The organism is Roseobacter sp., assembly GCF_024639605.1.
GTDB lineage: Bacteria > Pseudomonadota > Alphaproteobacteria > Rhodobacterales > Rhodobacteraceae > Roseobacter.
On the sequence record NZ_JAHEHZ010000046.1, the window covers coordinates 1 to 23,274 of the forward strand.

Consider the following 23,274-nt stretch of genomic DNA (forward strand, 5'->3'; position numbering starts at 1 on the left):
TCCTCCACCCTTTCCTGACCGGGCGTCTGGCACGGTGGAAACAGGTTGAAGCGTGGATCGTCAGAACACTGGAAACCAAAGACGTCTGGTTTGCGACCCTTGACCAGATCGCCGATCATATGGACCAATTACAAAAGGATGAGACGTGGCAACCCAGTGTTGAGCGACTGCCCTACTACGACGGGCCAATCCTTGGGGGTAAGAGATGAACGCAGATGATACGCGCCTTTTGCGCATAGCCTATGAAGAGGCAAAAGCCGGGTTTGATGAGGGGGGTTGTCCCATCGGGTCTGTCTTAGCACGGAAAGGACAGGTTATCGCGCAGGGACGCAATCAACGTGTGCAACAGGGTGACCCGATTGCGCATGGGGAAATGGACGCATTGCGCAAGGCGGGCCGCCAAAAGACGTATCGCGATACTACGCTCTATACCTCGCTCAGCCCTTGCATGATGTGCACGGGCACCATTATCCAATTCGGTATCCAGCGCGTCGTGATTGGCGAGAACAGGAACTTTGGTGGCAACGAGAATTTCCTGCGATCTAAAGGGGTTGAAGTAATTGTCGCAGATGATCCGGATTGCATCGCTCTGATGCAGAGGTTTATCAATGAAAAGCCGGAACTATGGGCGGAAGACATCGCTGAGTAATTGTGCCCGACGCACATCCTTTCAGGGCAAAAAGTCCTGGAAATTCGGTGTGTAAAACCCGCCTTCAAACAGACTGGTTCCCGGTGCTTTTGAAGCTTACAAGCTAAGGGGTCAGACCTGATCAAAGGCGAAAGCAAGAGAGCATAAATCGACCGGATCTCTTGCCCGCAGGAGCATTCAGCTATTCTGTCAAAGATCCACATGAAACACGGTTGTTCGGGTTTTTGCTGCTGCATCGGTTCACTTTGCGCGCATTAAGTGCTGCTCTTGGTCCGTTGCGCATCGCCAACCTGCACGCGCAGAACCCTTGTACGGTTGGCTGGTCATCTCCGTAGACGGTAAAGCAGGTTTTGACTTCCCAGGGCCTTGATACCGACGCGCCTGTGGTCCTGTGCGAACTGAACTCCGGTACCTGCCTTTTTGTCTGTTCCGGGAACAGTGCTTTTCAGGCTGCTTCCGACGATATAGTGGGCGACATACGCCGCCATCTCCGGTCTGGCGGCAAACTGGGCGGCATCTGCACCGGTGCCGCTACCATGGCGCGGACGGGTTTTCTGAAAGGCAGAATGTTTACCCTCCATCGGAAAAACCAGCCAGGATTTGTTGAGGACTTTCCCGATCCGGCACCCACACCGCAAATAGCCGAAAAAGACGGTGACCTTCTGACATGCGGTGGTGGTGTCACTGCAACCGAAATGATGTTATCTGTCATCGCTCAGGTCTGCGGCGAGGATTTCGCAATCGCAGTCTCCGACATGTGTTTGAACGCCCCGGACGTCGCGATACACATCGAACAGCGCTCCTCAATCGCCAAACCATCAGTTCACGCACTCCACGTATTCTGGCCGTTTGCGGACTATGTGACAATATCGAGGATTCCGTGACACTTGACGAGCTTGCGACAAGCGCAGGCATCCCGCGCCGTCGAATTGAACGTCAGTTCAGACAGCAGGTGAACGAAGCCCCGGCGCAAACATATCGCAACATGAGACTGGAACGTGCGCACATATTGCTGACAGAGACCAACCTTAGCGTAATGGAAATCGCCATGGCCGCAGGATTCCATTCAAAAAACGGAGTCTCGCGTCAGTACAAAGACCGATGCGGCGAAACACCCTTTGGCCATCGCGGACGCCTCAGAGCTACAGATGATGCCTGAGATACGATGCAAAGTGGAACGAACAGTTATAACTGCCCGTTCCATTGTCGTGCCTGATTACCCGACGACGTTGAAATCCGGGCCATAAGGGAAACCGGTAATGTTTTCATTGCCATCTTCGGTGATCACCAGAATATCGTGCTCGCGATACCCGCCAGCACCCGGTTGCCCGTCAGGGATGGTGAGCATCGGCTCCATCGAGATGACCATGCCGGGCTCAAGCACCGTGTCGATGTCTTCGCGTAGCTCAAGCCCCGCCTCGCGGCCGTAGTAGTGGCTCAGGACGCCAAACGAGTGGCCATAGCCGAAGGTCCGGTACTGCAACAGATCACGATCAGCAAAGAAGTCATTGATCTTGTGTGTGACCTCAGCGCAGGAGACACCCGGCTTCAACAGGCTCATTCCGTATTCATGAGCGGCCACGTTTGCTTCCCAGACTTTGAGGCTGGCAGCATCGACCTCCTCGACGAACAACGTGCGCTCAAGCGCTGTGTAGTAGCCTGAAATCATGGGAAAGGTGTTGAGGCTGAGAATATCGCCACGCTGAAGCTTTCGGCAGGTCACCGGGTTATGCGCGCCATCGGTGTTGATACCGGACTGGAACCACACCCAGGTGTCGCGAATTTCGGACGCCGGGAAGCGTTTAGCAATCTCGAGCTCCATCGCATCGCGGCCGGCCATGGCAACGTCTATCTCGCGCACACCAGCTTTGATCGCGTCCTTAATGGCGTAACCACCCACGTCAGCTGTCGCTGCACCTGCCCGGATCAATTCAATCTCAGCGGCAGATTTGTGCATGCGCAAACGCATGGAGGTGGGGGCGATATCCTTCCTGGCGGACGGCTTCAGAAACGCGTCCAGCAAACCCAGTTGCGTGCAGGAGATATGGTCGCCTTCAAAACCGATCACTTTTCCCGGCCCCGTCACAGACCGGATGGCGCGCCAATAGTTGTTCCGCTGCCAGTCGGTGTAGGTTATGTTGTCACCGTATCCCCTGCGCCATGGTTGGGCCGCATCAATACCAGCGCTGAACGTGACTGTTTCCGTGGCAGTGACGACCTGCGCATAAGGGCGGCCAAACGAACAATACAAAAAGCCTGAGTAATAGGCGACGTTGTGCATTGAGGTCAGCACGCAGGCATCGATGCCCATCTCAGCCATAGCTGCACGCAGTCTGGTCAATCGCGCTTCATATTCAGTGTCCGCAAAAGGCAGTATCTTCTCGCCCTGGTGAAAGCGGTAAAAGTCCGGGCGCTGACCTGCAACGCCAAATTCAGATGTTCCGGCCATCGGTTCACTCCTGTTAAGGCCAGCTATGCCAGTGAGGAGTGCCTTTCATACCGGTTGCACCTTCCCCCACCGCAAAGCGGCAAAGCAAGATCCCGGCGTTCAGGATGGAGAAGACGGGCGAACACATCGTGCTGGCGACGCCATCGCCGACCCGTTGTCTCTAAATGCCTGAAAACCTGATTGGAAGCCAGCGATTTTGCCGCATCATGACGTCTTAAATTTCAGCGGCACGATCCATGTCAGGGCGGCGCCAGCCTCTATGCCCGGGCACATCATTTTCGGGTCCTCAGCATCGCGACCTACTCTTCTGAACAAAAGCATTATCATTTTTTCCATGAACCAGCGTGAATAACCTTCATCGCCGGATTGCGGAACTGTTCCTGTTCCGCCTGTCCGGGGCCCGCGAGTATCTCAGTCTCAAACTCCGTCACGATTGGCAGAATCTCCTGGTACGTCTCCCTGCTTTGTCTGTCAGTCTTACCTCGCGGGCGGGCCGGTCCGACTTGCTGATGGACCCCTTCAGAATGCCCTTTTGTTCCAGCCGGTCGATAACCCCTCCGGTTGTGGCCTTGTCGTAAGCAATCGTTGCAGCAACCCGCGCCTGGTCCAGTCCCGGATCCGTATAAATGGCGTCAAGTGCAGCGAACTGAACCGGCATCAGGTCCACTCCTGCCTGCTGGATGTGATCCATGAACACTTGGGTCGAAAGCTGGTTCAGTCGGCGGATCAAATGTCCTGCCATACCACTGACACTGATCTGTGGAAGCTCCTCTGTGTGCGTTCCGATACGGCTGTCACATATCGGTAATGCAACTGAAAAGGTGCGTATACATACCGTTAGTAATCCAGCGTAGTAAATATAATTACTATCAGCTGATGCGACACAGCGCCCGGAGAAAAAATACAGTGCTATGTGGACGGGTCAGACCCGGAGAACCGGATTTCAATCCCCTGCACGCGGTCGAGAGCAACCACACGGTGGTGCAGTGCCTCTGACAGTCGACGTGCTGATAGCTGGCTGCGGGCCCGCCTGGCTGTGCCTTGCGGCGCCGCTGGCTAGCTTTCCCGAGATCACGACGATGATCGTTGCGCCCCAAAACGGCCCCTTAGAAAAAGGTCAGGCAGATTGCGTGAATGTACGCTCTGTGGAAATGTTCCAGGCCATCAGCCTGGCCGGAAAGGTGAAGCGTGAGGCCTGCTTGGTGAACCAGACCACTTTCTGGAAGCCCAATCCCGCAAACAGGGACCACATCGCCCCCGTAGGAACCGGGCAGGACGTGGCCGGCGACCAGTCGATGATGCCACACACCATGGTCAGCCAGGCGCGCATTCACCAGCTTTTCCTCGACGTGAGTAAAAAATGCCCAAGCCGGCTGGAGCCGCACCAGGGGCTGCGGGTCGTGGACATTGAAGTCGACCCGAGCACCGAAGATTACCGGGTGACCGTCATGCCGGAACGCGTCAAACAAGACGGCAGCCCCGGCGACACGGTGATCGGGACAGGAACCCACGGTAGTTTTCGAAACGCGCAACTTTCGACAGGTCATGCCTGCCGTCCTTATAGAACTGCTCGGGGTAGCCGGCGCCCCTGGCCTCCTTTACCTTGAGCAGATTGCCGGTGTTCGAGAAAGTCCGGCCGTGGAACGGGCAGGTAAAAGTCTTCCGGGTGCGGCGCTTGAAGCGGCAAAGATGCGCGCCCGGATGCGAACATGCGTTGACCAATGCGTGCAACCCGCCGTCCTTGTCGCGGGTGATGACGACGGGCGTCCGGCCCGTGGTCAGAGCTAAATAATCACCCGGCCCGGAGATCCGTCATTCATGGGCCATATTTATCCAGTTGCCTCCGAAGATGTGTCTGATCTCCAGTTCCAACTGCTCCCCGACGGTAAAAATATCCCGACGACATCGGAACCTGCCGTTTTCCGGGTCGTCCGGAATGGCGCCGTCAGGACGGGCCTCAAATTCGTCGAGATTGGACTATGTGAACTTTTTTCGTCCTCCTCCTCGTTGCCGCGTCGCTTCGCGGTGCGCTCAGGCTGCGTTTGATATTATTCCGCCGGTCACCCGCCTGAGCTCCGTTCAGAGGCAAACTATGTCAGACTTGCGTGTCCAAAGCTGTTTGAAACGGCAATGCATAGCGGCTCATAACCGCGAGCGGAAAACTACCGTCGGCTGCAGTATCGCTGACAGAAGCGTTCCCTCACCTCTCAGCTGGTGACACTGCCCGCTGGTAGAGGTGCCATGTGGTGTGGCCGAGGATTGGCAGGGTGACAACCAGGCCCAGAAATGCCGGAATCAGCGACAATAGCATGGCGGCCGTGATAATCGCCGCCCAGGTGAGCATAACCACCGGGTTTTCCGTTACAACGCGCACGGATGTGACCATGGCGGACACGAAATCGATGTCCCGGTCAAGCAGCATGGGCATGGCGACGACGGTCACCGAGAACAGGACAGCCGCCAGTAATGCACCGACACAGGTGCCAACAGCAAGAAAGCTCCAGCCCTCCGGTGTAAAGAATACGGTATTCAGGAAGCCGTCTAAATCCGAAAAGGATGAATCTTGCAGGATAATCACCAGCAAGGTTCGAAACTGGTAAAACCATACCCATAGGATAAACAAGGTGACAAAGGCCATCCAGCCCATCTCGCGCTTGCGCTGACTGGCCATGACGGTAAAGATTTCAGACCAGCCGAAACTCTGTCCCTTCTGCAGCCGGCGGGACATTTCATAAAGCCCGGCAGCCGCGAAAGGCGCCACCAGCGGAAAGCCCAGAGCGGCGGGAATGATCATCCAGATTGCATCAAGCCGGATCAGGCACCAAACAGACAGGAGTCCGAAAACTGCATAGAACAAGCCAAAGAATCCGCTCATCAAGGGGCGGGCAAGAAAGTCTGAAAACCCGTCCTTCAGCGACGCAGCGATATCACTCATCGTCACCTTATTAACCGTGGGTATCGGTTGCTGCGGTGGCGTGTAGTTGTCCGGTGGTCCGGAACCTGAGGTTTTGGATGTCATGACACACTCCTCCCAAAGTATGGCATAGCGCAGGTTCGTTCGCCAACAGACCCGGAGGTGAAGCCGGTATTTCTCCTCCGCAGACAGGTTGCATCTGCGAGGGTATAACGGCAAGGGTGGAGTATGGCGGCAACATTCGGATTATACCGAAAAAACCGACGCTCTGACAATCACCCTGAACAGCCGGAACGGTTTTCTTCGGGATTGCCGATCCGGAAACGATGAATATTCACGTCTTCTCCTGCGCGAACAAGCGCTATCGATCTGGCGACTGTAACCGGGAAACCGGTTTTTCCAGCAATATCTCCGCAACGGTGCCGGTCACCGGATTTTATCAATGTCCCGGGACGTTGGAAGCTACGGTTTAAGGACGGCGTAAGACGCTTGTGCCGGGCGTCCTTATTGTGCGCCATCAAACAGAACAGTGAAGCAGTTTATTTTTCGGTTTGTTTTCAGAAAATCACAGGCGAATGTGTTAACTTGAAAGACATGCTCTTGCGTGCAGGATACAGTTTGGAGTCTCCGCCATGATGAAGTTATACGCAGCCCTCCTGAGCGCCGGTCTTTCACTCTCGTGCCTGGAAGCTGAGGCCGCACCCTGCATTACGCAAAAGGCCGAGTTTCCGAACTACGTCCGCGCATTTGCTGTGGAAGCGCAACGCAGTGGCATCGGGCAGCATGCGCTTCAGGCATTATCTTCAACGGAGCTTTCGGCGATCACCTGGCGCTTTGAATCCAATCCGCGCAGCCAGACCGGAACGTTGCAAAGTGATCCAGCCAAATTTCTTGCAAAGCGTAGTGGTTCCAGTGCTGACGCGTTCATCAATGCGACGCGCAATATCGTCAGGCAGAATGAAAGCGCCTTTTCAGTTCTTGAACGGCAATATGGCGTACCCGGGTCGGTGCTGGCCACGATCTGGGGCCTGGAGACCAGTTGGGGCGGCTATCTCGGGGGCACGCCAATCGTATCGGGGGCGATTACTCTGGCGTCCTATTGCCGGCGGCATCCGAGGTTTGAATCCCACGCGCTCGCGGCCCTGGAACTCGTTGACCTTGGCGTAATCAATGGGTCGACCAAAGGCGGCCCCTCCGGCGAACTCGGGCACATGCAGTTTCTGGCGGGCAACTGGGTGGAATTTGGCGTCGATGCAAACGGCGACGGACGCGCCGACCCTTACAACTCGATCGATGCACTGGCAACAGCCGCGAACATGCTGAGATTGAATGGATGGAGGTCAGGCGAACCGTTTCGCGAGGGCTCGAGAAATTTCGAAGTACTGTCAGTTTGGAATGATAGCGGGAATTACCAGCGAGCCATCACTTATGCCGCTGAGCGTGTCCGAAACTGAGAGACGCGCCTGAGCCCGTTTGAAAGAGCGATATTCGGGCAATGCAAAAACACTTTGTGGAGAGCGGCTCAGTACAGAACATTGCTTCCCGATCGGAGGGATCATTTTGGAACGTAAACTCGCGGCCATTCTAGCTGCAGACGTCGTGTCATATTCCTCAATGATGGCCGAAAACGAAGATGCAACTCTGATGCAGCTCAAGGAACATCGCGCGACACTTTTTGATCCCAAAGTCGCCGAGTACAGGGGCCGTCTGGTAAAGCTCATTGGCGACGGAACACTCGTCGAGTTTCCCTCCGTGGTCGACGCAGTGCAATGCGCCATCGATATCCAGAACGAGTTAGCCGGCCAGAATTCAGGTATCAAACTGCGCATCGGTGTGCACCTTGGCGATGTCATCGTGGATGGCGATGATGTCTACGGCAACGGCGTCAACCTGGCCGCACGGCTTGAAGCCTGTGCCGATGCTGGCGGCGTGTGTATTTCTTCAATCGTGCATGAGAGTCTGGGGAGCCGGGTTGAAGGGTCTTTCGTCGATGGCGGCGAGCAGGAATTCAAGAATATTTCAAGGTCAGTTCGCGTTTTTCACTGGGCACAGGGCAGGTCCGACACGGCCCGGCCAAAACCCCGTGGGCGGGAGAAACCATCCATCGCCGTTCTGCCGTTCGCCAATATGAGCGGCGCCCGGGACCAGCAATATTTCAGTGACGGCATCTCTGAAGACATCATCACCGGACTGTCACGTTTTCGGACTTTGTTTGTCGTCGCGCGCAACTCCTCCTTTCACTTCAGAAACTCGGATCTTACAGAAAGCGAAATTGCCGCTAAGCTGGGAGTTCAGTACCTCGTGGAAGGCAGTGTGCGCAGGGCCGGGAACAGAGTGAGAATTTCTGCGCAGCTCATTGCCGCAGAAACGGGCCAGCACATCTGGGCGGATCGCTATGATCGCGATTTCGAGGATCTGTTTTCTGTGCAGGACGAAGTTACGCAAAACATTGTTGCCGTGCTTCCGGGGCGTGTCCAGCACGACGTAGCCGACAGAGTAACCGACACGCCTACGGAAAACATGAAAGCCTATGAACTGCTTCTTAAGGGCAAGGCTCTGCGCGATGGTCTCAACGCCACTGACAATGCGAAAGCCAAAACCTTTTTCCAAAAAGCACTCGAGTTGGATCCCGCCTACGCAAGAGCCTGCATGTATCTCGCGGATACATATGTCGTCGACCTCTGGCTTGGCCTCGCAGAAACCGACGCTCCGACGCATGCTTTGGAAATAGCACGCAGAGGCGCTGCACTGGACAATAGAGACGTCTACATCCAGGACCAGCTTGGCTACGCCTATCTTTGCGCAGGGCTTTGGGATCAGGCTGACACGCAGTTCTGCAAAACACTTTCAATGATTGTGAACGAAGCTGAATCCATGGCGTGGTGCGGATACGGGTTCCTGCTCCTGGGCCAGCACGAAAAGGCGCGCGACGTCGTGGTCAAAGCCATGCGGCTCGACCCGCTGCATCCGCCGGCGCTGGACTGGATCCTGGGTCAGGTTTATTTTTTTGCAGGCAGGTACGACGATGCTGTAAGCAAACTGATCGGCGAAGCGCGCCTGAATTCACTGGCCGATGCATTTTTAGCGGCCGCCTATGCGCACGCAGGCCGACAACGCGAAGCTGAAAGCGCTCTGCAATCCTTTGTGGTGAACAGAAAAAAGGAGCTGACGGAGCGCGGATTTCATGTTCCATCAGACAATCTGATATCACTCGCAGGCGGATTTAAAGGCATGTGGCGGCGCGAAACTGACTGGGACCATCTTGCGTCAGGCTTGCTCAAAGCCGGATTGCCGCGCTGATTTACTGTTGATTTCAAACAGTCGGATTTTTGCAACGCCAGACTTACCGTGTCTCTGAGCCAGGACAAATTCTACGAACGGTCCGATCTGGTCTTAAACCTGTTCAGACACTTCCAGTGATCTGTTCTGAACACAAAATCTCGCCGCATCAAAAGATACAGCACGGATTCCAATCCTACCTGCCCGGCCACACACTCCTGAGATTTCAGCTGCTGAGAGCTTGCCGCTTGATTGTGGCGTGTTTTGGGGCGCCTGACACGGACGGTTTCCGACAGAAACCCGGAGGTGAGCACAAACCCTGCCAGCCATACTGTGGCCTGCACAGGTGAAGCCTTAATATGCAAAGCCAGCACTTTGGTTGACGTCAGAAAGCGCGGCCAAGGGCTGACCGTCCGCCACTTTGGTCACAAAGCACTGCGGATCAGCGGCAGGAACAGCGTACGCACCGTCGGGCCCGGGATTTCACCATACATTGAGTAACCTGCCCGGGACCGTCTGCACGGCTCCTCGGGGTCATTGCGCGGATTGTTATGAGGACAGCGCATCTTTGAGGGAAAGCGTGCGCTCATTGCGCTCTCGCAGATCAAGCGCCGAGTGCAAATCAACCAGATGACTCCGCATCAGTTCTTCGGCCTGTTGTTCATTCTGATCGGCCAGGGCCTGCACCAGCGCGTGGTGCGCATGTTTTTCGCACAGCGCGCTTTCACGTCGCCAGTAAAGCGCAATAATCAGCGACGACCGCGCGACAAGGGTCTCGATAAATCCTGCGATTGTTGCTTGCCCGGCGATGCGCGCGATCTCGGTGTGGAACAGCCCGGACAGATAGAGCGCCCGACCGGAATCGTTTGCGTCAAGCGCTGCGTGTTCGTCGTGGATATGCCGCTCCAGCTTCAGAATGTCTGCTGGCGTCGAGCGCCTGGCTGCGCTGCGCGCCGTGCGCGGTTCCAGCAGTTCGCGAGCTTCGAACACCTCATGGGCTTCCGTCGTCGAAGGAGACGCAACGGACGCGCCCTTGTTGCGCCTGATATCGACCAGCCTGATGTGCGAGAGGGTCTGCAGGGACGCGCGCACCACCGTGCGCGATACCCCGTAAATCTCGGACAGTTCATCCTCGCCCAGCTTTGTACCCGGCGCGATCCTGTGTTCGTGGATGGCAACCGACAGTGCCTGTGCAATGCTGTCACTGGTGACAGGTGGATTTGTTATCGGATCTGCGGGTCGGGTCATAATTTTCCTTCCGTATATGACATGGCAGAGCCTTTCACGTGCCTCAAGGCCCGCATGCGCACTCAACAGAAACTTCTTTTGTATACAATTTTGTGTCCAATTTTTAGCCATACGAGAAACAATGCGCCGAAATTCTGAGCAGGACGGTAAATCGTTCTCTGCAATACGCTCTCCGAAATTGCTTTTCCATCCGCCAACAGACTTCAGTGACGCAACAAGTGGGGATGTATGAACGCACCGGTCAAAGAACTCGAGCTGGTATCTGTGACCAAACGTTACGGCGCAACAGTTGCGGTGGATGCGATTGATCACAAATTTCAGCCCGGCGGATACGCTTGTCTGCTGGGACCATCGGGATGTGGGAAATCCTCTACCCTTCGGATGATCGCGGGGCACGAGATCGTATCAGCGGGGTCCATCCTGCTGGGTGGTGCCGATATTTCCCATCTGCCGCCCGCGAAGCGCGGCACGGCCATGATGTTTCAGAACTACGCCCTGTTTCCGCATCTGAGCGTCGCCGATAACGTTGCCTTCAGCCTGAAGATGCGCGGTGAAGATAAAGCAGACCGGCTGAGAAAGTCCGGTGAAATGCTGGAGCTTGTGGATCTCAGCGCGCTCAGCGACAGGTTGCCGGATCAGCTTTCCGGTGGTCAGCAGCAACGTGTTGCCCTCGCGCGTGCCCTGATCACGCGGCCACAGGTTTTGTTGCTGGATGAACCGCTCTCCGCCCTTGATCCGTTTCTGCGCATCCGCATGCGAGGGGAGCTGCGCAAACTGCAGCGGGAACTGGGCATCAGCTTTGTCCATGTGACCCACGGGCAGGACGAGGCGCTGGCGCTCGCCGATGAGATCGTTGTCATGAATAACGCCGTTATCGAACAGGCAGGCACTGCGCGCGAAGTTTTTAATGCGCCGACCACAGCTTTCGTGGCTCAATTCATTGGCGGGCATAACGTGATGGTGCTGCCCGAAGGGCGCTTTGCCATCCGAACCGATGCGGTTGGCGTTCTCCGGAGTGAGACAGGCAAGCTGAAGGGCAATATTTCAGCGGTCGAATATCAGGGCGCGCATGTTTCGGTTTCAGCGCACATCGCAGGTGATCAGGAGATCAGCGCGCTGATCCCCGAAAGTACCTTTTTCAACAACCCAATCAACCCGGGCGATCAGGTCGGTCTGACCTGGGACGATGCAAATCTGCACAAACTGACGGCCTGAATTTATCTGACATGGAGAAAACCACATGACCAAAGTATCAAGACGGAATATTCTGAAAGGCGGCGCAGCCTTCGCCGCCGGATCAACGCTCGGCGCACCGATGATCTGGGCGCAAAACATCAAGGACGTCACACTGCGCCAGTTCGGCACCGGTGTGTCGAACCTGAATGACGTAGCCAATAAAGTGAAGGAAGACCTGGGCTTCACTCTCGAGATGACAGCGCTGGACAGTGACAGTGTTACGCAGCGCGCGGCGACACAGCCAAACAGTTTCGACATCGCAGACATTGAATACTGGATCTGCAAAAAGGTCTGGCCCACGGGCAACCTGCAGGCAATGGACACATCAAAAATCAAAAATTACGACAAGATCGTCGGTATTTTCCGCGACGGGAAACTGACACCGACAAGCACGATTGCGCAAGGCACAGCACCCCATACCGTTGGCTTTGTCGAAGGCCCCGGCGGCAAAGAGTTCGTCGACAATGAATCCGGTTGGATGACGCTGATACCAACGATCTATAACGCCGATACACTGGGCATTCGCCCCGACCTGATCGGTCGGCCGATCAGCAACTGGTCCGAGCTTCTGAACCCGGAGTTCAAAGGCAAGGCGTCCATCCTCGACATCTCCTCCATCGGGATTATGGACATGGCGATGGTCGTGGAATCCATGGGCGAGTACAAATACCCCGACAAGGGCAACATGACCAAAGAAGAGATCGACCTTACCATTGGCATATTCACCGAAGCCAAGAAGAACGGCCAGTTCCGTGCCTTCTGGAAATCCTTTGATGAAAGCGTGAACCTGATGGCGTCGGGCGAGGTTGTGATCCAGTCCATGTGGTCGCCTGCGATCACCGCTGTCAAATCCAAGGGCGTGCCGTGCGTCTACCAGCCGCTCGAAGAAGGCTACCGGTCATGGGGCGGCGGCATCGGCTTGTCCGCAGCACTGACAGGACTCGAGCGTGACGCAGCGTATGAATATATCAACTGGTATCTCGACGGTTGGGTCGGTGGTTATCTGATGCGGCAGGGGTACTACTCTGCGGTGCCGGAGACATCCAAAGACTATATGTCTGAAAACGAATGGGGCTACTGGTTCGAAGGCAAAAAGGCCACTGACGTTATCACTTCCCCGACGGGCGACGCCCTGGCGCAGGCCGGGGAGACACGCGATGGCGGGTCGTTCGAAGAGCGCATGGGCGCAGTGGCCTGCTGGAACGCAGTCATGGACGAGAACCAGTACATGGTCCGCAAGTGGAACGAATTCATCGCGGCCTAACGGCTCAGGGGGCGGGTGCTCAGGTGCCCGTCCCGATCTCTTCCGGAAAGTCAGATTGTGCTGAAACATAATTCGTTTGTTGGGTGGCTGATGGCACTGCCGATCATGGCGGTGCTTGTGTTCTTTCTGGTGCTGCCCATTATCATGATTGTCACCGTCAGCTTTTGGCAGGCCACGGAATTTTCGATCATTCCGGCCTTTGACCTTGAAAATTACGAGTTTCTTTTTGGCTCAAACGTCACGTATCGCGTGTTCTTCAATACCTTCAAATATGCCTTTATCACCTGGGTATTTACCCTCGGTATCGGGTTTACCGTTGCCTACTTTCTCGCTTTTCACGTCCGCAGCCTGACCTGGCAGATCGTGCTGTTCCTTCTGTGCACAATCCCGTTCTGGACATCGAACATCATCCGCATGATTTCCTGGATCCCTTTTCTGGGTCGCAACGGCATCGCCAATTCGACACTGATCTCATGGGGGGTCATTGATGAACCGCTGGACTGGCTCCTGTTCAGCGACTTCGCCGTTATTCTGGCCTTCGTACACCTTTACACGCTGTTCATGGTGGTCCCCATCTTCAACACAATGATGCGCATCGACAAATCGCTCATCGAAGCTGCGCGTGATGCCGGGGCATCCGGCGCGCAAATCCTCTGGAATGTGATTATCCCGCTGGCGAAACCCGGCATCATGATCGGTACGATATTCGTCGTCACGCTGGTGATGGGCGACTTTATCACCGTGCGTTTTATGTCTGGCTCTCAATCCGCCAACGTCGGACGGCTGATCTCCAACGACATCGCGCTGCTGGCCTATCCATCTGCATCCGCAACCGCCGTGGTGCTGTTGCTCACCGTTCTGATCGTCATCGGCATCATGCTGCGGTACGTCGATATCCGAAAGGAGCTCTGATATGGAGCCGCGCCCCGTATCTTTCTACATCCTGAGCGCTTTTTTCGCGCTGTTCCTCCTGTTCCTTTACGGCCCGACAATAACAATCGCGATCCTGTCGTTCCAGGGCCCGGGCGGCGGACTGACCTTCCCGATGCGGGGCACTTCACTGCACTGGTTCCGCGATCTGTTTGAACAACAGGCGGTGGGCGACATCTGGGGGAGCTTCCGGCGCAGCTTTGCGCTTGGCCTGATGGTGATGGTAACGACGGTGGTTCTGTCGGTCATGGGTGGGCTGGCGTTTCGTAAAAAGTTCAAAGGCTCGGGCATCGTGTTCTACCTGATCATCACGTCGCTGGTGATCCCCTCCATTCTGATTTCGCTGGGGGTCGGTCTGATCTTTTCGCAAGCGGGTCTGAATGTGCACTGGTCCACCTCCGGGTTCGGATCGCAACTCACATGGACGCTGCCTTTCGGGTTGCTGATTATGTTCGCCGTCTTCAACCGCTTCGACAAAAGCTATGAGGAAGCCGCGCGTGATCTAGGTGCAACATCATGGCAGACGCTGCGCCATGTGGTGCTGCCCATCATCGGGCCGTCGCTTATCGGTGTGGCGCTCTTTGGGTTCACTCTCAGCTATGACGAGTTTGCGCGCACGTTGCTGACAGCGGGCAGCTATAACACTCTGCCGCTGGAAATCTTCGGCATGACAACCAACGTCACCACACCGGTCCTCTATGCTTTGGGCACCCTCACGACTGTTTTCTCGCTGCTGATGATCGTCCTGTTCCTCTGTCTTGCACTGTGGAGCACCCGCCGCAAAGCGCGCGCCGGCTCAGATGCGGGCAAGGGCGTGCTATGATCGTTCTCATCAACCCGAACAGAACGATTTCGATGACAGAGGCAATGCTGCGCACCGCGCGGGAGACTGCGCCGACGGCTGAATTTGAAGGCTGGACGTCGCATGATGGTCCTGCGGCAATTCAGGGGGCGGAGGACGGAAAACTGGCCGAAGGGCCTCTCCTGAAACTTGTCGCGAAGGCCTCCGACCAGAACGCATCAGCAATAATCATCGGGTGTTTCGATGATACGGCCCTTGATGCGGCACGTGATCTTGCCGGATGCCCGGTGATTGGCATCGGTCAGGCGGCCTATCATCTTGCTGCTGTCGCAGGCGGACGCTTCTCGGTTGTCACAACGCTTGATGTCTCCACGCCCATCCTTGAAGAAAATATCAGTGCCTATGGTCTTGCCGGTCAACTCAGCAGAGTCCGGGCAAGCGGCGTCCCCGTTCTGGCCCTCGAAGAAGACGCCCACGCGGCCATTGATCTCGTAATCGCAGAAATTGGCAAAGCTGCGCGCGAGGATGGCATCCAGTCTGTCGTTCTTGGTTGCGGCGGCATGGTTGATATCAAGCCGGGAATGGCAGGCTCACCCCAAATCCGGATTATCGATGGCGTACGCGCGGCGGCTGTTTTTGCAAGCCAGCTATAAAGAGCCGGCGTCGTGTGGCTCCAGGCGTTTCGGACCCGTCCGAAGCCCGGTATCTCATGCCTGACGTCAGCACCTGTGGCTCCGACAAGGACAATCAGGTGTGATAGATGGACCGGGACGGCAACCCGGATGTGCTGTCAAAACAGCTTAACATTCCACCGCATCGATCCACGCTTTCCCAACGTGCGACAACAACAGGCAAAGCCACCCATGTCAGAGAAGGGTTCAATGATTGATGCGGAGTACAATATAACGAACGAGCGCCCGCCTTCAGGGCGCTTTCGTATTTTTTGGAAATAATACCTGAGCTGGCAGATGGTCTGTTTCATATCAGGCAACCAGTGCGGCAAGAAACAGACGGCCCTCTCCGAACCGGGCGTTAGCTATGTAGCAGAATTTCAGCAGGTTGATCCGTCGGCTTTGTGCTGCAAAATATCTTACGCGTCGGGATTTGCAGGGCAGCGAAGGCTTCGCGATGCGCTGCCCGGATCGATGGGCATCGAGCCGCTTCAGCCAGTTCAGTTTATGCCGGCAAGCTGACGTACTGAGCGGACGGCTCTGATGATACCAGGCGCGCGGCATGCCAGTCCGGTGAGTCGTCAGACCAGGCGTGTCGTGGCGCCTTTGGTTTTCGCTTTATCATTAAAGGTTGTGCCTGACCGGGCCAGTTCAGAATACAGATGCGCGAGCGATGTTGTGCAGCAGGGTTGAATTGATCTCCGGCCGGGCGACAGTCGGCCCCCGGGCTGGTCCGATATCTTGCCGGCCAGCGGCGAGACCGTTGCCTTTGAACCAATCCGGCCCGCCTTCGTGAGTTTCCGATCCCTGGCCGCATCCCCCTGAAGCTTGTTGCAGATACTGTCACACACCTTTGGGTCAGTCAGTGGCGGGTGCTGGCCGGGGCAGAGTTTCGGGTGATGCCGGATGCATCTGGCACAAACCGGAATTGCGCGGCTGTAACTGGTTGGCACCGCTCCTCTCACTTCGCCGGAGATAAGCGTTCTGGCCGGGGTCTTCAGACCGGCGGCATCAACAGCTTTTTCGACGAGGCGCGCGTTCAGCTGTTTGAGATACAGCTCACAGATCGTACGTATCACATCAGCATCCCACCCGGCGATTTTCAATGAAAGGGCGCCGGCTGCATAACCGGGGGACCGTTGCGGGCATCTGTGGGGTTGTGTGTTCTGAGGCTGCGATCTTGCCACACATCCGCCCGGCAGTCGCTTCGGGTTCACACAGCGCAAAGGACCGCAGCATGTTCAGTGCCCGCTGTCCTATACTGGTGGCACGGCGCTGCCAGACCACTTCGAACGCGCCTCTGAAGGGACAGCGAAACTGTCTTTTATTCCGCGCCCCTACTGTGCCACCCGGCAAATGCAGGGGCTCGGCGAGCCTGATATCTGCTCTGATGCAGAGGCTGCGTTCCGCGTCGAAGCCGTTGCAGATTAAAACGTGGACCGGGGCAAGTTTTTGAAACCTTCGCATGCGGCGCAAGCAAAGCGTCGCGCTTCCCTATCGTCGGAACGTCAGGTGAGTATTCTTCGCCTGGCTTTTCGCCAGCGGCCGGCTTCCTGCCTGCTGGCAAGGCCGGTGTCCTTCAGCGCCGCTGCATAACAACGCAGAAGAACCGTGATGAAAACCTTCGGGCAATAACACCCACGCATCGATTTATTTGAAAATTTCAAACCGACTGCCTGTCGCGTGTCTTTGTCTCTCAGCTTTCGAGAATGTTTCCCTGGTGATCGACGGCCCGGGGCAGATAATGCTTCTCGCCGTTGATATTTACGTAAATCTCGTCTTTGTACCGCCTTTATCGACTGGATTTCATGGCATTGCTCCGGTGCTTGCAGATCTCCACTGCACAGATCGGCCCGAACCGATGCCGTTAATGTGTCACCGCTTCATAACTGACATCGATGCCTTGTTCGCGGAGCAGGTTTTCCACACCTCGAAGAAACTGCGGGAAACGGACGAACACCTTTACTGCAAGGCAGATGATCTCGCGACTCGTTAAAAAAATGCGGAATGGATCAGGCTAGTTCGATTTCAGAAAGTACAAAACCGCCGGCCCGTCTCAAGCCAGTTTTCTTTGACAGTACCGTCAGACCCTTCAGTGTGGCCGGGGCATCACTGTCCAACCGATCATTATAGAAACGCAGACAGCCTGTGTCTGAGTTGCGGCAGAATAATTGTTCTGCATAGTACAATCGGGGCGCTCATAGGTTCAATGCCAACGGGAAGCCCGGGAGCCGTGTGCCGCGCAGATGGATGTCACAAGGACAGCTCTGCGCGGCATCACGGAAGAGTTTTTGAGCTGGCGGACGACAAAGGCCAGCTGTGGCAGTATAGCATCGCCCGGCGACCCGAAGGTCATTTCAGGTCTGCGGCTTCTGCGGCGATGCGCGGAATGTCGAACCGGCTAAGCCCGATGTCGGCAAGGTCACGCGCGGTCATCGCTGACAACTCATTGAAGGTTTTTTTGTAAGCGGCGTTTCTGCGTCTGTTTTCCGCAACGCGGGCTGTGACGCCCGCAACTGCTGCGAAAGTGCTGTGCAGAAAATGCGGTCTGGTATGTGTTATGGCTGTCATGTCATTTCTCTTTCGTTTCAGGAAGCGGCTGGCTGCCGCCGTATTCCGTTCAGATCAGATGCTCCGGTGCCCGGTTCCGGTTTGTCCCGGGCAAGGTGCCATCTGATTTTATTATGTCTGGTGTCACGCTCTTACGCCGGTCGGATTGTGACGGCGCGCGGCTGCACCGCTGAGTTTTGCGATCAGGGTGTTGATCGATTGCGCGATATAGTCGCTTCGCATCTGGTGCGCACGTGCAATGGCCCGGTCGATCTCAGCCTGAGTTGGCGAGGTGAAGGCGATTTGCGGTTTCATTTTAGTCTCCGTTGAGTGACGCGGCATCATCGCCGCACTGCATCACTTGTGGACACGGGCGCCAAAGCGCAAACCATAGACGGTATGTGCTGGCCGCATACCTGAGCGGACAGCCGCATCGGACTGTGACTGCGCGCATCTCCGCAGCCGTAAGCGGCCATCGGGAAGCCAGCAATAAATTGATAAATATTGATTTTCGAGACCATACTGCCTGCGACGTTTCAAAAGATCCGGTCGCGAACAGATGTCCGGAGGTGACAAGGACCCCTGTTGCCCGTACGCCTCACGAAAATGTTCACAGCAGTTTTGCAGATGTTTCGGACGGTGCAGGAGGCCGCAGGGACCGAACGGATGACTGCTTCGTTTCACAGAGCCGTTCCGTAGCCGGCAAAACGCTCTGTCCCGGGATGCGCGGGATCGCGTCGGGCAGGCAGGCACTCTGCCGCAACCGCTGATACAAAAGTTTTTCATCCGCCGTCAGGCGGTCGTTGTTCACGAAATGGACGACGACGCATAAAAGCAGGCCGGCTTTTCCTCAGCGATGAGGTGGCACGCAATCCGGGACCGCAAACATATCATCAGCTTTTACGGCAGGATTTCGGATCAGAAGGCCGTTCAGGCCGGGTCCGACTGAACGTTGCGCCGCCCTCCGTTCTGACCGGTCGCAATCACAGCAAACAACGGAAATTGGTCGGATCCGATCGCGGGACCGCGCCGGAAAGACACAAGGTCGCTCCCTTCTGTGAGGTAAAACTGATCAACCGGAAAGCGCAGTATCGGGTGATTTGCATCAAGACCGGGGAGGATGCCCGCCCCATACGCGTGTCCAGATACTGCCCGTGATGTTTGAACCGCTTTGCGGACCAGGACCAGGCCACATCGTTGAAATCGCCCGGGATTGCCACCGGCAGATCCGAATGTCGGGTCGGTGTGGCGGCACGCTTTATCTGCTCGTCGCGCTCCTGCGTCGTGTTTCCCGATACTGGCGGACGCGGATGCAGCCCAATGAAGTGAAAACATCCTCCGCCGGGCGACTGCAGATCAGCCAGCAGGGTCGGTGTGTTGTCATCAGACAGGGATTTCGTTTCAGCGGCGCGTTTCGAGATGCGTTGCGAAGATCATACCATAGTGGTTGTCCGTCACGTGGCGCACGACGGTCGGGAAGCGTGAAGGCGTTTCGCTGAGCGCCGTGTCCCATACTTCATTGGTCTCCGCCAGCAACAGAACATCAGGGGCGCTCAGCGAAATGAGATCGTTCAAAGCCGCATGGTTGTCATCCTCCATCAGCACGTTTGAGGCGAGCATCTTCAGCGTGTTTCGATCATCTCCACCAGGCACCGCGACGTCGGCCCGCGCCAGGGGCGTGAACGCAAAGACCTTCCGGCCCTGATAAAGCGCCGTCAGAACCATCAGCGAAATGAACGCAACCCGCTGGTTCTCCGGCAACGCCGTTCCGGCTAAGATCATGGCCAGCGAGAGCAGCAATATGTGCAGGCGCGGAAACGCCCACATCCTGACCCACCAGCGCGATGACGGGACGAGCGACAGAACTGTGGCACAGACGATCGCGGCACCGACCAGCCGCAGAGCAATGGCAGACAGTGTCATATGAACAAAAACTATGCACCCTGAGAAAACGCTGCAACCAGGGAGTGGTGGTGCCGGGATATTTGCGAACGGCTCAGAAACTGAGACGGTGGCCCGCAAGTTAAACCGCCCCGGCCGATGGTTGCCCCTGTGACAAATCTGCGATGGAAAGTGGTGCCATCGCCTTGCCATCGCATCCTCCGCCGGTAGTGTGACCGAAGGCGCATCTGAGCAATCAGCATTCTGTCCGACCCGGGCCGAACTGCCTGCAACAGGATGGCGTTGTGGCACCGGCCGGAAAATTGCGCAAATCAGCTCTGCTGACTTCTGTTGGCAGCAAAGCCGGATCAGAGGATTGTGATGCTGACAGATTACTGGGCCGGGGCCCTTCGACATACATGGCAGATCCCGGCGCACCTTGTCCGGCTGGACGGCGAATTCGATCTTAATTTTCTGGCATACGGCGAGGATGGGAATGACTACATTCTCAAAGTCATGCGGCCGGATTGCGAGGCCCGGCTTGTAGATATGCAGGTGCGTGCGCTGGAGCATCTTGAACAGATGGCCCCCGCCCTGCCCGTGCCGCGCGTGGTGCGGAGCGCGGCTGGCGATCCCTTCGTTACGATCAACGACGATGACGGCAAGCGGAGACTTGTCTGGCTTCTCGGGAAACTCCCGGGGCGTTGCTATGCCAAGGTCGCGCCGAAAAGCCCAGAACTGATTGAAGATCTCGGCGGGGTGCTGGCGGGATGCGCTGCGGCACTTTCGGATTTTGAGCATCCGGGCCTGAACCGCAGCTTCAAATGGAACCTGCCGGAAGCCGATCACATAGAAAACGACCTGAACTGCCTCGAAGATCCGGCCCGCCGGGCGATGATTGCCGGCATCGTCGGGGAATTCAAAAAGCTGAAACCTGCACTCAGTGCGCTGCCGCAGCAGGCCGTTCACAACGACGCCAATGATTACAACATCCTCGTGGATGGGGCGATGGGCGGCCCGCTGAGCATATCCGGGCTCATTGATCTGGGGGACATGTGCCGCGCACCACGCATCTGTGACCTGGCGATTGCCGCGGCTTATATCGTGCTGGAGTGCGACCATCCTGAGCGCGCGCTGGCGCGACTGGTGGCCGGATACCACGCGGTATCGCCCCTGACAGCGGCCGAGACGGACTTGCTCTGGCCCCTTCTGCGCGCGCGTCTGGCGGTCAGTGTCGTGAATTCGACGATCATGGCAAAAGCCACGCCGGATGATCCTTATATCATTGTCTCGCAGGCTCCTGCCTGGCGGTTTCTGGAGGGAGTAACAGTCAGTCGCCCCCTTCTCCGGGCGCGGTTGCGCGCGGCCTGCGGACTGCCGGTTACAGATGGCGCGGACCGCGCGCTGGCGTGGCTGAATGAAGCACGCGGAAGCTTTGCACCGGTCATCATGGAAGATCTCGCAAAGGCTCCGATGGGCAATCTCTCTGCCGACCGGTCGGCCATGCCACAAAACCCGTTTGCAATGACTGCCGCTGAGGCGGCAGAGCCGGGCGGCGAGGACGTGGCAGGCGCAGATTTCTGGCTCGGCTATTACCGCGAGCCGCGGCTCATCTACACCGACCGGGCCTTTCGCAAGGGCAGGTATAAAGCCGGCGACAGACGTTCTGTACATATGGCCGTGGATGTTTTCGCACCTGCGGACACGCCGGTACACGCGCCCCTGAAAGGCGAGGTTGTGATCGCGGAAAATCGCGAGAACCCGCTCGATTATGGCGGCATGATCATCCTGCGGCACGAAACACCGCAGGGCGACGTATTCTTCACGCTTTATGGCCACCTGGACCCGGAGTTTGTGTACAGGCTCGGGCCGGGCAAGATCATTGGACGGGGGCAGGCTTTCTGCTCTCTCGGTGCGCAGGCAGTCAATGGCGGCTGGGCACCGCATCTGCACTTTCAGCTGCTGATGACGGGTGATGGCATGGCGCCCACATGGCCAGGTGTCGCAGATCCCGACGATCTGCAGATGTGGGAGCAGCTTTGCCCGAACCCGGCGTGCCTGCTGAACCTGCCGGACGATAAAGTGAGATACGCACACCCGGACCGCGCAGGTGTCAGAGACCGGCGCCGCGCGCATTTCGGCGGCAATCTTTCCCTCACCTACCGCGATCCGCTGATGCTGATGCGCGGCTGGCGGCATCACCTTTTCGATGAATGGGGGCGGGTCTATCTCGATGCATACAATAACGTGCCGCACGTGGGTCATGCCCATCCGCGCATTCAGGCCGCGGCCGCTGATCAGCTGAAGAAAGTGAATACCAACACCCGCTATCTGCATCCGCTGCAGACCGCCTTTGCCGAAAAGATTCTGTCAAAACTGCCCGACAGCCTGCAGATCTGTTACTTCGTCAATTCCGGATCGGAGGCGAATGAACTGGCGCTGCGTCTTGCACGGGCCCATACCGGTGCGAAAGGCATGATCACGCCCGATCACGGCTATCATGGCAATACCACCGGCGCCGTCGATATTTCGGCCTACAAGTTTGCAAAGCCGGGCGGGACCGGCAAGCCGGACTGGGTCGAGCTGGTCGAGGTCGCAGATGATTATCGCGGCTCATTCCGGCGCAACGATCCGGACCGCGCAGCGCATTTCGCAGATCTCGTGAATCCGGCGATTGAGGCCTTGCAGGCCCGTGGATATCCTCTGGCAGGGTTCATCGCCGAAACTTTTCCGTCGGTCGGGGGCCAGATCATTCCGCCTCCGGGGTATCTTCAGGCAGTCTATGAAAAAATCCGCGCGGCGGGTGGTGTGTGCATTGCCGATGAGGTGCAGACAGGTCTGGGCCGGCTCGGCGCGTTTTACTTCGGGTTTGAGCATCAGGGCGCGCTGCCCGATATGGTGGTGCTCGGCAAGCCCGTCGGCAATGGCCATCCGATCGGGGTTGTCGTAACGACCCAGGAGATTGCGCAGAGCTTCGACAACGGGATCGAATTTTTCTCCACTTTCGGCGGCTCGACCCTGTCGTGCCGGATTGGGAAAGAGGTGCTCGATATCGTCGATGACGATGGCCTGCAGGAAAACGCCAAAGCGATGGGCACGCGGCTCAAGGCCGGATTAAACAGCCTCGCGCGGCGCCACGACAGCATCGGCGATGTACGTGGTATGGGCCTGTTTCTCGGCGTTGAACTGGTGTGCGCGCAGGGCGGCGAAAGCCCTGAAATCTGCAGCTATGTGAAGAACCGCATGCGGGATCATCGCATTCTGATCGGCAGCGAGGGACCAAAGGACAATATTCTGAAAATCCGCCCGCCCCTGACGATCGAAGCCGATGATGTCGATATGATCGTCGAAACCCTCGATACAGTTCTGGCAGAAGTTGCACTCTGGCAAAGCTGAGCGCT

General features: G+C 56.8%; 21 protein-coding genes and 2 pseudogenes. 13 read left to right on the forward strand and 10 right to left on the reverse strand.

Annotated features, from left to right (window positions below):
- The 4 genes and pseudogenes from Q0M35_RS08150 to Q0M35_RS18570 all read left to right on the forward strand — a co-directional run.
- A pseudogene (locus tag Q0M35_RS08150) lies at positions 1-209 on the forward strand (ribulose phosphate epimerase); the annotation flags it as partial.
- On the forward strand, positions 206-649 hold the full coding sequence (locus tag Q0M35_RS08155; protein WP_295314005.1) for a nucleoside deaminase: 444 nt from the start codon (positions 206-208) through the stop codon (positions 647-649). The pseudogene Q0M35_RS08150 and the gene Q0M35_RS08155, both read left to right, overlap by 4 nt.
- Before the next feature lie 536 nt (positions 650-1,185).
- Complete coding sequence (locus tag Q0M35_RS08160) at positions 1,186-1,533, forward strand: hypothetical protein (protein WP_295314007.1); 348 nt, start codon at positions 1,186-1,188, stop codon at positions 1,531-1,533.
- A 68-nt stretch (positions 1,534-1,601) separates the two neighbouring features.
- Entirely contained in the window at positions 1,602-1,808 is a 207-nt protein-coding gene (locus tag Q0M35_RS18570; protein WP_366519650.1) for a helix-turn-helix domain-containing protein, read from the forward strand.
- 57 nt (positions 1,809-1,865) lie between these two features.
- Here the strand turns inward: Q0M35_RS18570 and Q0M35_RS08165 are convergent, their stop codons facing one another.
- The gene (locus tag Q0M35_RS08165) at positions 1,866-3,098 is read right to left on the reverse strand and encodes an aminopeptidase P family protein (RefSeq protein WP_295314009.1); all 1,233 of its coding nucleotides are present in this window, start codon (positions 3,096-3,098) and stop codon (positions 1,866-1,868) included.
- A gap of 427 nt (positions 3,099-3,525) precedes the next feature.
- Positions 3,526-3,756, reverse strand: a complete 231-nt coding sequence (locus Q0M35_RS08170) for a MarR family winged helix-turn-helix transcriptional regulator (protein ID WP_295314011.1) — start codon at positions 3,754-3,756, stop codon at positions 3,526-3,528.
- A 328-nt stretch (positions 3,757-4,084) separates the two neighbouring features.
- Between Q0M35_RS08170 and Q0M35_RS08175 the strand changes: the two genes are divergently transcribed.
- The gene (locus Q0M35_RS08175) at positions 4,085-4,705 is read left to right on the forward strand and encodes an FAD-dependent monooxygenase (RefSeq protein ID WP_295314013.1); all 621 of its coding nucleotides are present in this window, start codon (positions 4,085-4,087) and stop codon (positions 4,703-4,705) included.
- A 40-nt stretch (positions 4,706-4,745) separates the two neighbouring features.
- Here Q0M35_RS08175 and Q0M35_RS08180 read toward each other — a convergent pair.
- Positions 4,746-4,907: pseudogene (locus Q0M35_RS08180) on the reverse strand (Rieske 2Fe-2S domain-containing protein); the annotation flags it as partial.
- Between the two features lie 391 nt (positions 4,908-5,298).
- Positions 5,299-6,117 (reverse strand): DUF2189 domain-containing protein, encoded by an 819-nt coding sequence (locus tag Q0M35_RS08185; RefSeq protein WP_295314016.1) that lies wholly within the window; start codon positions 6,115-6,117, stop codon positions 5,299-5,301.
- 527 nt (positions 6,118-6,644) lie between these two features.
- Between Q0M35_RS08185 and Q0M35_RS08190 the strand changes: the two genes are divergently transcribed.
- Together Q0M35_RS08190 and Q0M35_RS08195 are read left to right on the forward strand one after the other, a co-directional pair.
- Positions 6,645-7,466, forward strand: coding sequence for a lytic murein transglycosylase (locus tag Q0M35_RS08190; protein ID WP_295314018.1), 822 nt, complete (start codon positions 6,645-6,647; stop codon positions 7,464-7,466).
- A 106-nt stretch (positions 7,467-7,572) separates the two neighbouring features.
- Positions 7,573-9,312 (forward strand): adenylate/guanylate cyclase domain-containing protein, encoded by a 1,740-nt coding sequence (locus Q0M35_RS08195; RefSeq protein ID WP_295314020.1) that lies wholly within the window; start codon positions 7,573-7,575, stop codon positions 9,310-9,312.
- Between the two features lie 528 nt (positions 9,313-9,840).
- On the opposite strand, the gene Q0M35_RS08200 is transcribed toward Q0M35_RS08195, so the two are convergent.
- On the reverse strand, positions 9,841-10,539 hold the full coding sequence (locus Q0M35_RS08200; RefSeq protein ID WP_295314022.1) for a GntR family transcriptional regulator: 699 nt from the start codon (positions 10,537-10,539) through the stop codon (positions 9,841-9,843).
- 228 nt (positions 10,540-10,767) lie between these two features.
- Between Q0M35_RS08200 and Q0M35_RS08205 the strand changes: the two genes are divergently transcribed.
- The 5 genes from Q0M35_RS08205 (at position 10,768) to Q0M35_RS08225 (ending at position 15,424) form a co-directional block, all read left to right on the forward strand.
- A complete protein-coding gene (locus Q0M35_RS08205) occupies positions 10,768-11,754 on the forward strand; it encodes an ABC transporter ATP-binding protein (RefSeq protein WP_295314024.1) in 987 nt (328 codons plus the stop codon).
- A 25-nt stretch (positions 11,755-11,779) separates the two neighbouring features.
- Positions 11,780-13,039 (forward strand): PotD/PotF family extracellular solute-binding protein, encoded by a 1,260-nt coding sequence (locus Q0M35_RS08210; RefSeq protein WP_295314026.1) that lies wholly within the window; start codon positions 11,780-11,782, stop codon positions 13,037-13,039.
- Positions 13,040-13,129: 90 nt separating this feature from the next.
- Positions 13,130-13,951, forward strand: coding sequence for an ABC transporter permease (locus tag Q0M35_RS08215; protein ID WP_295314028.1), 822 nt, complete (start codon positions 13,130-13,132; stop codon positions 13,949-13,951).
- Between the two features lies 1 nt (position 13,952).
- Positions 13,953-14,792 carry an ABC transporter permease gene (locus Q0M35_RS08220; RefSeq protein ID WP_295314030.1) on the forward strand — a complete coding sequence of 280 codons (840 nt, stop codon included), beginning with the start codon at positions 13,953-13,955 and terminating at the stop codon, positions 14,790-14,792.
- Positions 14,789-15,424 carry an aspartate/glutamate racemase family protein gene (locus tag Q0M35_RS08225; RefSeq protein WP_295314032.1) on the forward strand — a complete coding sequence of 212 codons (636 nt, stop codon included), beginning with the start codon at positions 14,789-14,791 and terminating at the stop codon, positions 15,422-15,424. The genes Q0M35_RS08220 and Q0M35_RS08225 overlap by 4 nt, the downstream gene beginning before the upstream one ends.
- Positions 15,425-17,138: 1,714 nt before the next feature.
- Here Q0M35_RS08225 and Q0M35_RS08230 read toward each other — a convergent pair.
- The 5 genes from Q0M35_RS08230 to Q0M35_RS08245 form a co-directional block, all read right to left on the reverse strand.
- Positions 17,139-17,216, reverse strand: a complete 78-nt coding sequence (locus Q0M35_RS08230; protein ID WP_366519651.1) for a DDE-type integrase/transposase/recombinase — start codon at positions 17,214-17,216, stop codon at positions 17,139-17,141.
- A gap of 578 nt (positions 17,217-17,794) precedes the next feature.
- Positions 17,795-18,013 (reverse strand): DUF1127 domain-containing protein, encoded by a 219-nt coding sequence (locus Q0M35_RS08235; RefSeq protein ID WP_295314033.1) that lies wholly within the window; start codon positions 18,011-18,013, stop codon positions 17,795-17,797.
- 123 nt (positions 18,014-18,136) lie between these two features.
- The gene (locus Q0M35_RS08240) at positions 18,137-18,307 is read right to left on the reverse strand and encodes an RSP_7527 family protein (RefSeq protein WP_295314034.1); all 171 of its coding nucleotides are present in this window, start codon (positions 18,305-18,307) and stop codon (positions 18,137-18,139) included.
- Positions 18,308-18,975: 668 nt separating this feature from the next.
- Positions 18,976-19,413 (reverse strand): endonuclease/exonuclease/phosphatase family protein, encoded by a 438-nt coding sequence (locus Q0M35_RS18575; protein WP_366519652.1) that lies wholly within the window; start codon positions 19,411-19,413, stop codon positions 18,976-18,978.
- Positions 19,394-19,915: a hypothetical protein gene (locus Q0M35_RS08245; RefSeq protein ID WP_295314036.1), complete on the reverse strand. Its 522-nt coding sequence runs from the start codon at positions 19,913-19,915 to the stop codon at positions 19,394-19,396. The genes Q0M35_RS18575 and Q0M35_RS08245 overlap by 20 nt, the downstream gene beginning before the upstream one ends.
- A gap of 339 nt (positions 19,916-20,254) precedes the next feature.
- On the opposite strand from Q0M35_RS08245, the gene Q0M35_RS08250 reads away from it, so the two are divergent.
- Complete coding sequence (locus Q0M35_RS08250) at positions 20,255-23,269, forward strand: aminotransferase class III-fold pyridoxal phosphate-dependent enzyme (RefSeq protein ID WP_295314040.1); 3,015 nt, start codon at positions 20,255-20,257, stop codon at positions 23,267-23,269.
- The last annotated feature ends 5 nt before the right edge of the window (positions 23,270-23,274 follow it).